Origin of the sequence: Streptomyces sp. NBRC 110028, from assembly GCF_001417735.1 — a bacterium.
GTDB lineage: Bacteria > Actinomycetota > Actinomycetes > Streptomycetales > Streptomycetaceae > Streptomyces.
In genome coordinates this window covers 157,910-171,208 of the sequence record NZ_BBUZ01000031.1, presented here as the reverse complement: position 1 = coordinate 171,208, position 13,299 = coordinate 157,910, and the positions used below count along the sequence as shown (strand labels likewise).

Genomic DNA, 13,299 nt, shown 5'->3' with positions numbered 1-13,299 from the left:
AGGGGGGCTCATGAAGAGACGCACGGCGAGATCGATCCTCGCGGCGAGCGCGCTGTTACTGGGGGGACTGGCCGCCACACCCGCCGCCCACGCACGACCGGCGTCCGGCACCGCCGGCGAGGCGCTGTCCGTATGGACCGCCCAGGTCACCCGGGCCCAGGTCCCGCTGCTGCTGAGGGCGGACGTGGACGGGACGGCTTCGGCCTGGAGCACGTCCACGACGCCGCCCAGCGCGCGAAGCTCGTGGGGGGCGCGCTGCGTGCGCTGCGCCGTTGACAGAGTGTGACGAATCGTGACTCAATCGGTGGTCCATGCCCCTTTCCGGGGGTCTTTGGGCCACCGACGCCAATGTCACGGACGTTCCGTGATAGCGGTAGGGTCGGAGGCGGTCGGGGACATCCCATACAGCTCGCCGGCGTCCAGACCGGCACACCAACGAGGAGATCGGTTCGTGACGATCCGCGTAGGCATCAACGGCTTTGGCCGCATCGGTCGCAACTATTTCCGCGCGCTCCTGGAGCAGGGCGCGGACATCGAGATCGTCGGTGTCAACGACCTGACCGACAATGCCACCCTGGTGCACCTGCTGAAGTACGACACCATCCTCGGACGGCTGAAGCACGAGGTCAGCCACACCGAGGACACCATCACGGTGGGCAACCAGACCTTCAAGACGATGGCCGAGCGTGACCCGGCCGCCCTTCCGTGGGGAGAGCTGGGGGCCGACATCGTCGTCGAGTCCACCGGTATCTTCACCAAGCGTGACGACGCGGCCAAGCACCTGGCCGCGGGCGCCAAGAAGGTCCTGATCTCCGCGCCCGCCAAGGACGAGGACATCACGATCGTGATGGGCGTCAACAACGACAAGTACGACGCGGACCAGCACCACGTCATCTCCAACGCCTCCTGCACCACCAACTGTGTGGCGCCGATGGCCAAGGTCCTCGACGAGAGCTTCGGCATCGTCAAGGGCATGATGACGACGGTCCACGCGTACACCAACGACCAGCGCATCCTGGACTTCCCGCACAAGGACCTGCGCCGCGCCCGCGCCGCCGCGGAGAACATCATCCCGACCTCCACCGGTGCCGCCAAGGCCACCGCGCTGGTCCTGCCGCAGCTGAAGGGCAAGCTGGACGGCATCGCGATGCGCGTCCCGGTCCCGACCGGCTCGGTCACCGACCTGGTGCTGGAGCTGGACCGCGAGGTCACCAAGGACGAGGTCAACACCGCCTTCCAGAAGGCCGCCGAGGGTCAGCTCAAGGGCGTCCTGGAGTACACCGAGGACCCGATCGTCTCCTCGGACATCGTCAACTGGCCGGCGTCCTGCACCTTCGACTCCTCCCTGACCATGGTCCAGGGCAAGCAGGTCAAGGTCGTCGGCTGGTACGACAACGAGTGGGGCTACTCCAACCGCCTCGTCGACCTGACCGTCTTCGTCGGCGGCAAGCTCTGAACCTGCCGCAATGAGCGAGGAACGGGGCCCGCTACGGCACACGTCGTAACGGGCCCCGTGCCATGATCAAGGAGTCACTCTGTGAAGACGATTGACGATCTCCAGGTCGACGGGAAGCGGGTCTTCGTCCGCGCCGACCTCAATGTCCCGCTCGACGGCGAGACGATCACCGACGACGGCCGGATCCGCGCCGTCGCGCCGACCATCGCCGCGCTCCTGGAGCGGGGCGCCAAGGTGGTCGTCGCCTCGCACCTCGGCCGCCCCAAGGGTGAGCCCGACCCGAAGTTCTCGCTCGCCCCGGTCGCCAAGCGGCTCGGCGAACTCCTCGGCAAGCAGGTCGCGTTCGCGACGGACACCGTGGACGACAGCGCCCGGGCGGCCGTCGACGGGCTCGCCGCGGGCGAGGTCGCGCTGCTGGAGAACCTGCGCTTCAACGCCGGTGAGACGAGCAAGGACGACGCCGAGCGCGGCGCGTTCGCCGATCGGCTCGCCGCCCTCGCCGACCTCTACGTGGGCGACGGCTTCGGCGCGGTGCACCGCAAGCACGCCTCCGTGTACGACCTCCCGGCGCGGCTGCCGCACGCCGCGGGCGGTCTGATCGCCACCGAGGTCGGTGTCCTGAAGAAGCTCACCGAGGACGTCCAGCGGCCGTACGCGGTGGTCCTCGGCGGCGCCAAGGTCTCCGACAAGCTCGGCGTCATCGACCACCTGCTGGAGAAGGCCGACCGCATCCTGATCGGCGGCGGTATGGCGTACACCTTCCTCAAGGCCCAGGGCCACGAGGTCGGCAAGTCGCTGCTCCAGGAGGACCAGGTTCCGGTCGTCCGGGACTACCTGCGGCGGGCGGAGGAGCGCGGCGTGGAGTTCGTGCTGCCGGTCGACGTCCTCGCGGCGGACGGCTTCCCGGACCTCAAGACCAAGGCCCCGGCGCATCCGCAGGTCGTCTCCGCGGACGCCATCCCGGCCGATCTGGAGGGGCTGGACATCGGTCCGGACACCCGCAAGCTGTACGCCTCGAAGCTCGCCGACACGGCCACCGTCTTCTGGAACGGCCCGATGGGCGTCTTCGAGCACCCCGACTACGCCGACGGCACCAAGGCCGTGGCCCAGGCGCTCCTCGACAGCCCGGCCTTCACCGTGGTGGGCGGCGGCGACTCCGCCGCGGCCGTCCGCATCCTGGGCTTCGACGAGTCCGCTTTCGGCCATATCTCGACCGGCGGCGGTGCAAGCCTCGAATACCTCGAGGGCAAGACGCTCCCCGGCCTCGCCGCACTGGAGGACTGAACAACCGTGAGTGACCGCACCCCGCTGATGGCGGGCAACTGGAAGATGAACCTCAACCACCTCGAGGCCATCGCCCACGTCCAGAAGCTCGCCTTCGCGCTCGCCGACAAGGACTACGAGGCCGTCGAGGTCGCGGTTCTTCCGCCCTTCACCGATCTGCGGTCGGTGCAGACCCTGGTCGACGGCGACAAGCTGAAGATCAAGTACGGCGCCCAGGATCTCTCCGCGCACGACTCCGGCGCGTACACGGGCGAGATCTCCGGGCCGATGCTCTCCAAGCTGAAGTGCACCTATGTGACCATCGGCCATTCGGAGCGCCGCCAGTACCACGCCGAGACCGACGAGATCTGCAACGGCAAGGTCAAGGCGGCCTTCCGGAACGACCTCACCCCCATCCTGTGCGTGGGCGAGGGCCTGGACGTCCGCAAAGCGGGCCAGCAGGTGCCGCACACCCTCGCGCAGCTGGACGGCGGCCTCAAGGACGTCCCGGCCGAGCAGGCCGAGACCATCGTGATCGCGTACGAGCCGGTCTGGGCGATCGGCACCGGCGAGGTCGCCACCCCCGAGGACGCCCAGGAGGTCTGCGGGGCCATCCGCGCCCGGCTGGCCGAGCTGTACAGCCAGGAGCTGGCCGACAAGGTCCGGATCCAGTACGGCGGCTCGGTGAAGTCCGGGAACGTGGCGGCGATCATGGCGCAGCCGGACGTGGACGGCGCCCTGATCGGCGGCGCGGCGCTGGACGCCGACGAATTCGTCAAGATCGTTCGTTTCCGCGACCAGTGAGTAGGCCCTGAGCCGAGCCTCGTCGTACTCTGTCGGGGGTCGTGGTGGCGCGTTTCGTGCCTCCCCGGCCCCCGTCTCCCGTAATAAACCGTCCGTAACGAGCCCGAGAGAGTTGGTCCGGCTGTGATCATGGGGTTTTCGATCGCCCTCATCATCTTGAGCCTTTTGATGATGATGCTGGTGCTCATGCACAAGGGGAAGGGCGGGGGTCTGTCCGACATGTTCGGCGGCGGAATGCAGTCCTCCGTCGGTGGCTCCTCGGTCGCTGAGCGCAACCTGGACCGCATCACCATCGTGGTCGGGTTGCTGTGGTTCGTCGTCATCGTCGTGCTCGGATTGCTGATGAAGCTCGACTGACATTCGACCGAAGTTCTGTCGAGGCGCGATTCCGGCCCGATAACTGACGTACCGTCGTCAGTGCGGCCGATTCGCGGCCTATCATGGGAGTGGCGTCCTCAAGGGCGGGTGTAACTCCTGTCGATGGACGCGCGTTGGGCCTTTCGTAGACTGGGGCGCCGGGCAGCGGGGCCGCCATTTCGATGCTTCGCGGCACCATCACGCAGGGAGTTACGACCGTGGCAAGTGGCAACGCGATCCGTGGAAGTCGGGTCGGAGCGGGGCCGATGGGAGAAGCCGAGCGAGGCGAATCGGCGCCGCGCCTGCGCATCTCCTTCTGGTGCTCGAACGGGCACGAGACCGTGCCGAGCTTTGCCAGCGACGCGCAGATCCCGGACACGTGGGACTGCCCCCGCTGTGGCTTCCCGGCCGGCAAGGACCGGGACAACCCGCCGGACCCGCCCCGCACCGAGCCGTACAAGACCCACCTCGCCTATGTGCGGGAGCGGCGCAGCGATGCCGACGGCGAGGCGATCCTCGCCGAGGCGCTCGCCAAGCTCCGCGGCGAGATCTGAGCCGGACCACGCCCGGACCCCAGCGACAGCGCGTGACGACGGCCCGGCCGGGCACCCTACGGGGGTGCGCGGCCGGGCCGTTGTCAGTGCCGCGGGCTACGGTCAATTAGGTTGGTGGACAACGGGGGCCAGGCACCGATGAGAAGTGGGCTGATGTCCGAGATGAACGCAGAAGGCCGCACCAGGCTCGATCAGCTGCCGGAGTGGAACGCGCTGGCCGAGCACCGCAAGGCGCTGGGCGACGCGCATCTGCGCGAGCTGTTCGCGAACGACCCCGAGCGCGCGAGCAGGTTCACGCTCCAGGTCGGCGATCTCCACGTCGACTACTCCAAGCACCTGGTGACGGACGAGACGCTGCGGTTGCTGCGGGAGCTGGCACGGGCCACCGGAGTGGCCGCGCTGCGGGACGCGATGTTCCGCGGCGAGAAGATCAACACCACCGAGGACCGCGCGGTGCTCCACACCGCGCTGCGCGCGCCCCACTCGGCGGTCATCACGGTGGACGGTGAGGACGTCGTCCCCGAGGTGCACGCGGTCCTCACCAAGATGGGCGTGTTCGCCGACCGCATCCGGGCCCGGGACTGGCACGGCCACACCGGCAAGCCCATCAAGAACATCGTCAACATCGGCATCGGCGGCTCCGACCTGGGCCCGGCGATGGCGTACGAGGCGCTGCGCGCCTACACCGACCGCGAGCTGGTCTTCCGCTTCGTCTCCAATGTGGACGGTGCCGATCTCCACGAGGCGGTGCGCGACCTGGACCCGGCGGAGACGCTGTTCATCGTCGCCTCCAAGACCTTCACCACCATCGAGACCATCACCAACGCCGTCGCCGCCCGCGCATGGCTGCTGAGCGGGCTCGGGGCCGGTGAGGAGGCCGTCGCGAAGCACTTCGTGGCGGTCTCGACCAACGCGGAGAAGGTCTCCGAGTTCGGCATCAACACGGACAACATGTTCGAGTTCTGGGACTGGGTCGGCGGGCGGTATTCCTACGACTCGGCGATCGGCCTCTCCCTGATGGTCGCCATCGGCCCGGACTGCTTCCGCGAGATGCTGGCCGGATTCCATCTGGTGGACGAGCACTTCACCACCGCCCCGCCGGAGCGGAACGTACCGCTGCTGCTCGGTCTGCTGGGCGTCTGGTACGGCGACTTCCACGACGCCCAGGCGCACGCCGTCCTGCCCTACAGCCACTACCTGTCCAAGTTCACCGCCTACCTCCAGCAGCTGGACATGGAGTCCAACGGCAAGTCGGTGGACCGGCAGGGCGACCCGGTCGGCTGGCAGACCGGCCCGGTGGTCTGGGGCACCCCCGGCACCAACGGCCAGCACGCCTACTACCAGCTGCTCCACCAGGGCACCAAGCTGATCCCGGCCGATCTGATCGGCTTCGCCAAGCCGGTGGACGACCTGCGGCCCGGGCTGGTCGCCCAGCACGATCTGCTGATGGCCAACCTCTTCGCCCAGGGGCAGGCGCTGGCGTTCGGCAAGACCCCGGAAGAGGTCGCCGCCGAGGGCGTGGCCCCGGAGCTGGTGCCGCACAAGACCTTCCAGGGCAACCGCCCCACCACCACCATCCTGGCCGCCGAGCTGAGCCCCTCCGTGCTCGGCCAGCTGATCGCGCTCTATGAGCACAAGGTGTTCGTCCAGGGCGCCATCTGGGACATCGACTCCTTCGACCAGTGGGGCGTCGAGCTGGGCAAGGTGCTCGCCAAGCGGATCGAGCCCGCGCTGACCGAGGGCGCCGAGGTGCCGGGGCTCGACGCCTCGACGGCCCGACTCGTCGCCACGTACCGCTCGCTGCGCGGCCGCTGAGGCGGTGACGCTGCCCTGAAAGCGGCGATCCCCCGTGCGCACCCGAGCGCACGGGGGATCGCCGCCGGACAGCGCCTACGGCGAGGCCGGTGGGTACAGCTCGCGCGGCAGACCGCTCGCCGCCGCCCGGTCCAGCAGCCACAGCGTGCGGCTGCGGCCGTACGCGCCCGCCGCCGGGGCCTGGATCTCCCCGGCCCCCGACAGGGCGATGGTCACCGCCTTCGCCTTGTCCTCACCGGCGGCCAGCAGCCACACCTCCCGCGCCGCGCGGATCGCGGGCAGGGTCAGCGAGATCCGGGTGGGCGGCGGCTTGGGCGCACCGCGCACCCCGACCACCGTCCGCTCGGTCTCCCGGACGGCGGGCAGCTCGGGGAAGAGCGAGGCCACATGGGTGTCCGGGCCGACGCCCAGCAGAGCGACGTCGAAGGACGGTGCCGCGCCGTGGTTCTCCGGCCGTGCGGCGCGGCCCAGCTCGATGCCGTACGCCTCCGCGGCGGCCTCCACATCGCCGCCGTACGGGCCGTCGGACGCGGGCATGGGATGCACCCGCGCCGGGTCCAGATCCACCGCGTCCAGCAGCGCCTCCCGGGCCTGGGTGACGTTGCGGTCCGGGTGGCCGTCCGGCAGGAACCGCTCGTCGCCCCACCACAGGTCCAGCCGGGACCAGTCCACGGCGTCGCGCGCGGGGGACGTGGCGAGGGCCGCCAGCAGGCCGTTGCCGTTGCGGCCGCCGGTCAGCACGACGGAGGCGGAGCCCCGGGCGGCCTGGGCGTCGACGATCTTCGTGATCAGCCGGGCCGCGGCCGCCTGGGCCATCAGCTCCTTGTCGCGGTGGACGACGACCTGCGGGGCGGTCACTTGTCTGCCTTTCCGCCGTTCCCGCCGTTCCCGCCGTTCCCGCCGTTCCCGCTGCTCCCGCCGGGCTTTCCCTCCGGCTTGCCGCCCGGCTTCAGGTCCGAGGGCTTCGGAGCCGACGGGGCCTGCGGCGGGGCGGGGGTGTTCGTCGGGGACGGAGCGGTGCCCGGGTCGCGCGTCGGCAGCGGCGGCCGGGGCGGCGCCGGCGCCTCGCGCGGCCTCTCGGCGGTCGCGGTGGCCGTGCCGCCGCCGGACGGGGCGGCATCCGCGGTCCCGGCGGGGGCCGGGTCGTGCCGGGCCGTACCGCCGCCGTTCAGCTTGTTCACGCCGAACTTCACCGAGATCGCGTACATCTCGTCCGGGTCGAGCCGGCGCAGCTCCTCGGCGATCAGCTCCGACATCTCCCGCCGCTGCAGTGCGACGTGCCGGTCCGGCTGGCCCGGCATCGCCAGCTCGGCCAGCGCGCCGTCGGCCCGGTCCAGGCAGATCACGCCGTCGGCCGTCTCCAGCCGCACCGCGGTCAGCCCCGGACCCTCGGTGATCTGCCGGTCGACCGGGACCCGCAGCCGCTCGGCGAGCCACAGCGCGAGCAGTTCGCTGCTCGGGTTGTACGCCTCGCCCTCGACGACCGCGGAGGTGATCTTCGAGTGCTTCTGGTCCAGCGCTGCCGCCAGCACACTGCGCCACGGCGTGATCCGGGTCCACGCCAGGTCGGTGTCGCCCGGGGTGTACGTCTCGGCCCGCAGGCCGAGGGTGGCGACCGGGTCCTCGGTGGCCTGGGCGTCGGTGATGCGGCGCTGGGCCAGCTGCCCCAGCAGGTCCTTGGCGGGGTGCTCCGGGGCGTCCTCGGGCCACCACACCACGACCGGGGCGTCCGGCAGCAGCAGCGGCAGGACCACCGAGTAGGCGTGGTTGGCCAGTTCGCCGTGGAGCCGCAGCAGGACCGTCTCACCGGTGCCGGTCTCGCCGCCGACCCGGACCTCGGCGTCCATCCGGGCCATCTTGCGGTCGCGCGGCGAGCGGCCCGGCCGCTTGATGACGACCAGGATGCGTGAGGGGTGCTCCTTGGACGCCTCGCTCGCGGCCTTCAGCGCGTCGTAGTGGTTGCCCTCGTCGGTGACGATGACGAGGGTGAGCACCATGCCCACGGCCGGAGTGCCGGTGGCCCGGCGTGCCTGGACCAGAGCGGAGTTGATCCGGCTGGACGTGGTGTCCGTGAGATCGATGTTCATGGCCGCCGCCAGCTCCGTCCGTCTCGTGCGAGCATCTCGTCCGCGGCCTTCGGCCCCCAGGTTCCGGCCGTGTACTGCTCGGGCTTCCCGTGCTTCTCCCAGTACTCCTCTACGGGATCGAGGATCCGCCAGGACTCCTCCACCTCCTGGTGGCGCGGGAAGAGGTTCGCGTCGCCCAGCAGGACGTCGAGCAGCAGCCGCTCGTACGCCTCGGGGCTGGACTCGGTGAAGGACTCGCCGTACTGGAAGTCCATCGTCACGTCGCGGATCTCCATGGAGGTGCCGGGCACCTTGGAGCCGAACCGGATGGTGACGCCCTCGTCCGGCTGCACCCGGATGACCAGGGCGTTCTGCCCCAGCTCCTGGGTGTCGGTGGCGTCGAAGGGGGAGTGCGGGGCGCGCTGGAAGACGACGGCGATCTCGGTGACCCGGCGCCCCAGCCGCTTGCCGGTGCGCAGGTAGAACGGGACGCCCGCCCAGCGGCGGTTGTCGATCTCCAGCTTGACCGCGGCGTAGGTGTCGGTCTTGGACTGCGGGTCGATGCCGTCTTCTTCGAGGTAGCCGCGCACCTCCTCGCCGCCCTGCCAGCCGTGCGCGTACTGGCCGCGCACGGTGTGCTTGCCCAGTTCGCGCGGCAGCTTGACGGCGGTGAGGACCTTCAGCTTCTCGGTGACCAGCGCCTTGGCGTCGAAGGAGGCGGGCTCCTCCATGGCGGTCAGGGCGAGCAGCTGGAGCAGGTGGTTCTGGATGACGTCACGGGCGGCGCCGATGCCGTCGTAGTAGCCGGCGCGGCCGCCGATGCCGATGTCCTCGGCCATGGTGATCTGTACGTGGTCGACGTAACTACGGTTCCACAGCGGCTCGAACATGGTGTTGGCGAAGCGCAGCGCCAGGATGTTCTGGACCGTCTCCTTGCCCAGGTAGTGGTCGATCCGGAAGACGTCGCTGGGCCGGAAGACCTCGTGGACGACCTGGTTCAGCTCCTGGGCGCTCTTCAGGTCGTGGCCGAAGGGCTTCTCGATGACGGCGCGCCGCCAGGAGTGGTTCTGCCCGTCGGACAGCCCGTGCTTCTTGAGCTGCCGCACCACGTTGGGGAAGAACTTGGGCGGCACGGAGAGGTAGAAGGCGAAGTTGCCGCCGGTGCCGCGGGCCTTGTCCAGCTCCTCTATGGTCGCCTTCAGCTTGGCGAACGCCTCATCGTCGGAGAATTCCCCGGGTACGAAGCGGAATCCCTCGGCGAGCTGCTGCCAGACCTCCTCGCGGAACTCCGTCCGCGCGTGTTCCTTCACCGCGTCGTGGACGACCTGGGCGAAGTCCTCGTGCTCCCAGTCGCGGCGGGCGAATCCGACGAGCGAGAAGCCCGGCGGCAGCAGACCGCGGTTGGCCAGGTCGTAGACGGCGGGCATCAGCTTCTTGCGGGACAGGTCACCCGTGACCCCGAAGATGACCAGGCCGGACGGCCCCGCGATGCGCGGAAGCCGCCGGTCCTTCGGGTCACGCAGCGGATTGCTGCTGGTGGTCAAGGTTTCACGCCTCCGACGGTGCGAGGCGGTTCAGCTCCGCCTCAGTGGACTTCAGCAGGTCGTTCCAGGACGTCTCGAACTTCTCGACGCCCTCGTCCTCCAGAAGCTGCACGACCTCGTCGTACGAGATGCCGATGGAGGCCAGGGCCTCGATGTCGGCCTTGGCCTGCTCGTAGCCACCGGCCACGGTGTTGCCCTTGATCTCGCCGTGGTCGGCGACCGCCTCGAGGGTGGCTTCCGGCATCGTGTTGACGGTGCCCGGGGCAACCAGCTCGTCGACGTACTGGGTGTCCTTGTAGGCCGGGTCCTTGACGCCGGTCGAGGCCCACAGCGGACGCTGCTTGTTGGCGGATGCGCGGTCCAGGGCGGCCCAGCGGTCGGAGCCGAAGACCTCCTCGTACGCCTGGAAGGCCAGCCGGGCGTTGGCGATGGCGGCCTTGCCGCGCAGCGCCTTGGCCTCGTCGGTGCCCTGCTTGTCGATGCGCTTGTCGATCTCGGTGTCCACCCGGGACACGAAGAAGGACGCCACCGAGTGGATCTTGGAGATGTCGAGACCGGCCGCCTTGGCCTTCTCCAGACCGGTCAGGTAGGCGTCCATGACCGCGCGGTAGCGCTCCAGGGAGAAGATCAGCGTGACGTTGACGCTGATGCCCAGGCCGATCACCTCGGTGATCGCCGGAAGGCCCGCCTGGGTGGCCGGGATCTTGATGAAGGTGTTCGGGCGGTCCACCAGCCAGGCGAGCTGCTTGGCCTCGGCGATGGTGGCCCTCGTGTTGTGGGCCAGCCGCGGGTCGACCTCGATGGAGACCCGGCCGTCCTGGCCGCCGGTCGCGTCGTGGACCGGGCGCAGGATGTCGGCGGCGTCCCGGACGTCCGCGGTGGTGATCATCCGGACGGCTTCCTCGACGGTGACCTTGCGGGCCGCGAGATCGGTGAGCTGCTGCTCGTAACCGTCGCCGCCGGAGATCGCCTTCTGGAAGATCGACGGGTTGGTGGTGACGCCGACGACATGCTGCTGGTCGATCAGTTCGGCGAGATTGCCGGAGGTGATCCGCTTCCGGGAGAGGTCGTCGAGCCAGATCGCGACGCCTTCGTCGGCCAGCCGCTTGAGTGCGTCTGTCATGGGGTGTGTCTCCTGTTGCTCGTCGCTGTTCAAGTCGGATGCGGGCGTCACTGCCCGGCGGCGTCCAGGGACTCGCGGGCGGCGCTGGCCACGGCGTCGGCGGTCAGGCCGAACTCCCGGTAGAGCACCTTGTAGTCGGCGGAGGCGCCGAAGTGCTCCAGCGAGACGATGCGGCCGGCCTCGCCGACGTAGCGGTACCACGTGAGGCCGATACCGGCTTCCACGGCCACGCGCGCCTTCACGGACGGCGGCAGCACGCTGTCGCGGTACCCCTTGTCCTGCTCTTCGAACCACTCGATCGAGGGCATCGAGACGACACGGGTGGGCACACCGGCGGCCTGCAACTGCTCACGCGCCTCGACGGCGAGCTGGACCTCGGAGCCGGTGCCGATCAGGATCACCCGCGGCTGGCCGCCCTCGGCCTCGAACAGGACGTAACCGCCCTTGGCGGCGTCCTCGTTGGCCTGGTACGTCGGCACGTTCTGCCGCGTGAGCGCGAGGCCGTGCGGGGCCGGCTTGTCGTGGTGACGGCGGGTGATCTCGCGCCAGGCGATGGCGGTCTCGTTGGCGTCGGCCGGGCGCACGATGTTCAGGCCCGGGATGGCGCGCAGCGCGGACAGGTGCTCGACCGGCTGGTGGGTGGGGCCGTCCTCGCCGAGACCGATGGAGTCGTGCGTCCACACGTAGGTGACCGGCAGCTTCATCAGCGCGGCCAGCCGCACGGCCGGGCGCATGTAGTCGGAGAAGACGAGGAACGTGCCGCCGTAGACACGGGTGTTGCCGTGCAGCGCGATGCCGTTCATGGTCGAGCCCATGGCGTGCTCACGGATGCCGAAGTGGATCGTTCGCCCGTACGGGTCGGCCTCCGGCAGCGGGTTGCCCTTCGGGAGGAAGGACGAGGACGCGTCGATGGTGGTGTTGTTGGAGCCCGCGAGGTCGGCCGAGCCGCCCCACAGCTCCGGGATCACTCCGCCGAGCGCCTTGAGCACCTGACCGGACGCCTTGCGGGTGGCGACGTCCTTGCCCGCCTCGAAGACCGGCAGCGCGCTCTCCCAGCCGTCCGGCAGCTCACCGGCGGTGACGCGGTCGAACTGGGCGGCGCGCTCGGGGTTGTTGTTGCGCCACTCCTGGAGCTTCTTGTCCCAGGCGGCGTGCGCCTCGCGGGCGCGGTCGACCAGGCCGCGGGTGTGGTTGATGACCTCGGTGTCGACCTGGAAGTGCTGCTCGGGGTCGAAGCCCAGGACCCGCTTGGTGGCGGCGACCTCGTCGGCGCCGAGCGCGGAGCCGTGGGATGCCTCGGTGTTCTGCGCGTTCGGCGCGGGCCAGGCGATGATCGTGCGGGCGGCGATGATCGAGGGGCGCTCGGTCTCGGCCTGCGCCGCCTTGAGCGCCGCGTACAGCTGCTCGATGTCGAAGTCGCCGCTGGCCGCCTGCTCGATGCGCTGGACGTGCCAGCCGTACGCCTCGTACCGCTTCAGCACGTCCTCGGACAGCGCGGTGGCGGTGTCGCCCTCGATGGAGATGTGGTTGTCGTCGTAGAGGGCGACGATGTTGCCCAGCTTCTGGTGGCCGGCCAGCGAGGACGCCTCGGCGGAGATGCCCTCCTCCAGGTCGCCGTCGGAGACGATCGCCCAGATGGTGTGGTCGAACGGAGAGGCGCCCTCGGGCGCCTCGGGGTCGAACAGGCCGCGCTCGTAGCGGGCGGCCATCGCCATGCCTACCGCGTTCGCGATGCCCTGGCCGAGCGGCCCGGTGGTGGTCTCCACACCGGTGGTGTGGCCGTACTCCGGGTGGCCCGGGGTGAGGCTGCCCCAGGTGCGGAACGACTTGAGGTCCTCCAGCTCCAGGCCGAAGCCCGCCAGGTAGAGCTGGACGTAGAGGGTCAGGCTGGTGTGCCCGGGGGAGAGGACGAACCGGTCGCGGCCCGCCCAGCCCGCGTCGGAGGGGTCGTGCCGCATCAGCTTCTGGAACAGAAGGTAGGCGGCGGGCGCGAGACTCATGGCCGTGCCAGGGTGGCCGTTACCGACCTTCTGTACGGAGTCCATGGCCAGGACGCGGGCGGTGTCAACGGCCCGCTGGTCCAGATCGGTCCATTCGAGGTCTGTGGTAGTCGGCTTCGTGCTCACCCTGAGTCAGGGCTCCTCTCCACAATGTCGCTGTCCGGTGACCGTATGCACACCGGCGTTGTCGAGCCTACCCCTGTAAGAACGGTCATCTTTTCGAGTTCCACTCAACGTCCTGGGGAACGAATCCCAAGGTTCCGGCATTCCCTGCCAGTTCCCTCACGGGGCTCACGCAAAGCGGTGTTCCGGCGGTG

12 protein-coding genes are annotated in these 13,299 nt (G+C 69.7%); 7 read left to right on the top strand and 5 right to left on the bottom strand.

The window, feature by feature from the left end; genetic code table 11:
* Positions 1-10: 10 nt before the first annotated feature.
* The 7 genes from ASC60_RS39565 (at position 11) to pgi (ending at position 6,249) form a co-directional block, all read left to right on the top strand.
* A complete protein-coding gene (locus ASC60_RS39565) occupies positions 11-286 on the top strand; it encodes a hypothetical protein (protein WP_199831032.1) in 276 nt (91 codons plus the stop codon).
* Positions 287-451: 165 nt separating this feature from the next.
* A complete protein-coding gene (gene gap / locus ASC60_RS23945; RefSeq protein ID WP_055554271.1) occupies positions 452-1,456 on the top strand; it encodes a type I glyceraldehyde-3-phosphate dehydrogenase in 1,005 nt (334 codons plus the stop codon).
* A gap of 81 nt (positions 1,457-1,537) precedes the next feature.
* Complete coding sequence (pgk, locus tag ASC60_RS23940) at positions 1,538-2,740, top strand: phosphoglycerate kinase (RefSeq protein ID WP_055554269.1); 1,203 nt, start codon at positions 1,538-1,540, stop codon at positions 2,738-2,740.
* A 6-nt stretch (positions 2,741-2,746) separates the two neighbouring features.
* Complete coding sequence (gene tpiA, locus ASC60_RS23935) at positions 2,747-3,523, top strand: triose-phosphate isomerase (protein ID WP_055554267.1); 777 nt, start codon at positions 2,747-2,749, stop codon at positions 3,521-3,523.
* A gap of 129 nt (positions 3,524-3,652) precedes the next feature.
* Positions 3,653-3,880 carry a preprotein translocase subunit SecG gene (gene secG, locus ASC60_RS23930; RefSeq protein ID WP_039942143.1) on the top strand — a complete coding sequence of 76 codons (228 nt, stop codon included), beginning with the start codon at positions 3,653-3,655 and terminating at the stop codon, positions 3,878-3,880.
* Between the two features lie 218 nt (positions 3,881-4,098).
* A complete protein-coding gene (locus ASC60_RS23925) occupies positions 4,099-4,434 on the top strand; it encodes an RNA polymerase-binding protein RbpA (RefSeq protein WP_009718803.1) in 336 nt (111 codons plus the stop codon).
* A 162-nt stretch (positions 4,435-4,596) separates the two neighbouring features.
* The gene (gene pgi, locus ASC60_RS23920; RefSeq protein ID WP_055554435.1) at positions 4,597-6,249 is read left to right on the top strand and encodes a glucose-6-phosphate isomerase; all 1,653 of its coding nucleotides are present in this window, start codon (positions 4,597-4,599) and stop codon (positions 6,247-6,249) included.
* Positions 6,250-6,324: 75 nt separating this feature from the next.
* On the opposite strand, the gene pgl is transcribed toward pgi, so the two are convergent.
* The 5 genes from pgl to tkt are packed head-to-tail and all read right to left on the bottom strand — an operon-like array spanning position 6,325 to position 13,108.
* Positions 6,325-7,107, bottom strand: a complete 783-nt coding sequence (gene pgl, locus ASC60_RS23915; RefSeq protein WP_055554265.1) for a 6-phosphogluconolactonase — start codon at positions 7,105-7,107, stop codon at positions 6,325-6,327.
* The gene (opcA, locus tag ASC60_RS23910; protein WP_055554263.1) at positions 7,104-8,336 is read right to left on the bottom strand and encodes a glucose-6-phosphate dehydrogenase assembly protein OpcA; all 1,233 of its coding nucleotides are present in this window, start codon (positions 8,334-8,336) and stop codon (positions 7,104-7,106) included. Before opcA ends, pgl begins: the two co-directional genes overlap by 4 nt.
* Positions 8,333-9,859, bottom strand: coding sequence for a glucose-6-phosphate dehydrogenase (zwf, locus tag ASC60_RS23905; RefSeq protein ID WP_055554261.1), 1,527 nt, complete (start codon positions 9,857-9,859; stop codon positions 8,333-8,335). Before zwf ends, opcA begins: the two co-directional genes overlap by 4 nt.
* A gap of 4 nt (positions 9,860-9,863) precedes the next feature.
* A complete protein-coding gene (gene tal / locus ASC60_RS23900) occupies positions 9,864-10,982 on the bottom strand; it encodes a transaldolase (RefSeq protein ID WP_055554259.1) in 1,119 nt (372 codons plus the stop codon).
* Between the two features lie 47 nt (positions 10,983-11,029).
* The gene (tkt, locus tag ASC60_RS23895) at positions 11,030-13,108 is read right to left on the bottom strand and encodes a transketolase (RefSeq protein WP_055554257.1); all 2,079 of its coding nucleotides are present in this window, start codon (positions 13,106-13,108) and stop codon (positions 11,030-11,032) included.
* Positions 13,109-13,299: the final 191 nt, after the last annotated feature.

Excerpts from the sequence above, each read along its gene's own strand:
- ASC60_RS39565 (WP_199831032.1), top strand. The coding sequence starts at position 11 with ATGAAGAGACGCACGGCGAGATCGATCCTCGCGGCGAGCGCGCTGTTA.
- secG (WP_039942143.1), top strand. The coding sequence starts at position 3,653 with ATGGGGTTTTCGATCGCCCTCATCATCTTGAGCCTTTTGATGATGATG.
- pgi (WP_055554435.1), top strand. The coding sequence starts at position 4,597 with ATGAACGCAGAAGGCCGCACCAGGCTCGATCAGCTGCCGGAGTGGAAC.
- opcA (WP_055554263.1), bottom strand. The coding sequence starts at position 8,336 with ATGAACATCGATCTCACGGACACCACGTCCAGCCGGATCAACTCCGCT.
- tal (WP_055554259.1), bottom strand. The coding sequence starts at position 10,982 with ATGACAGACGCACTCAAGCGGCTGGCCGACGAAGGCGTCGCGATCTGG.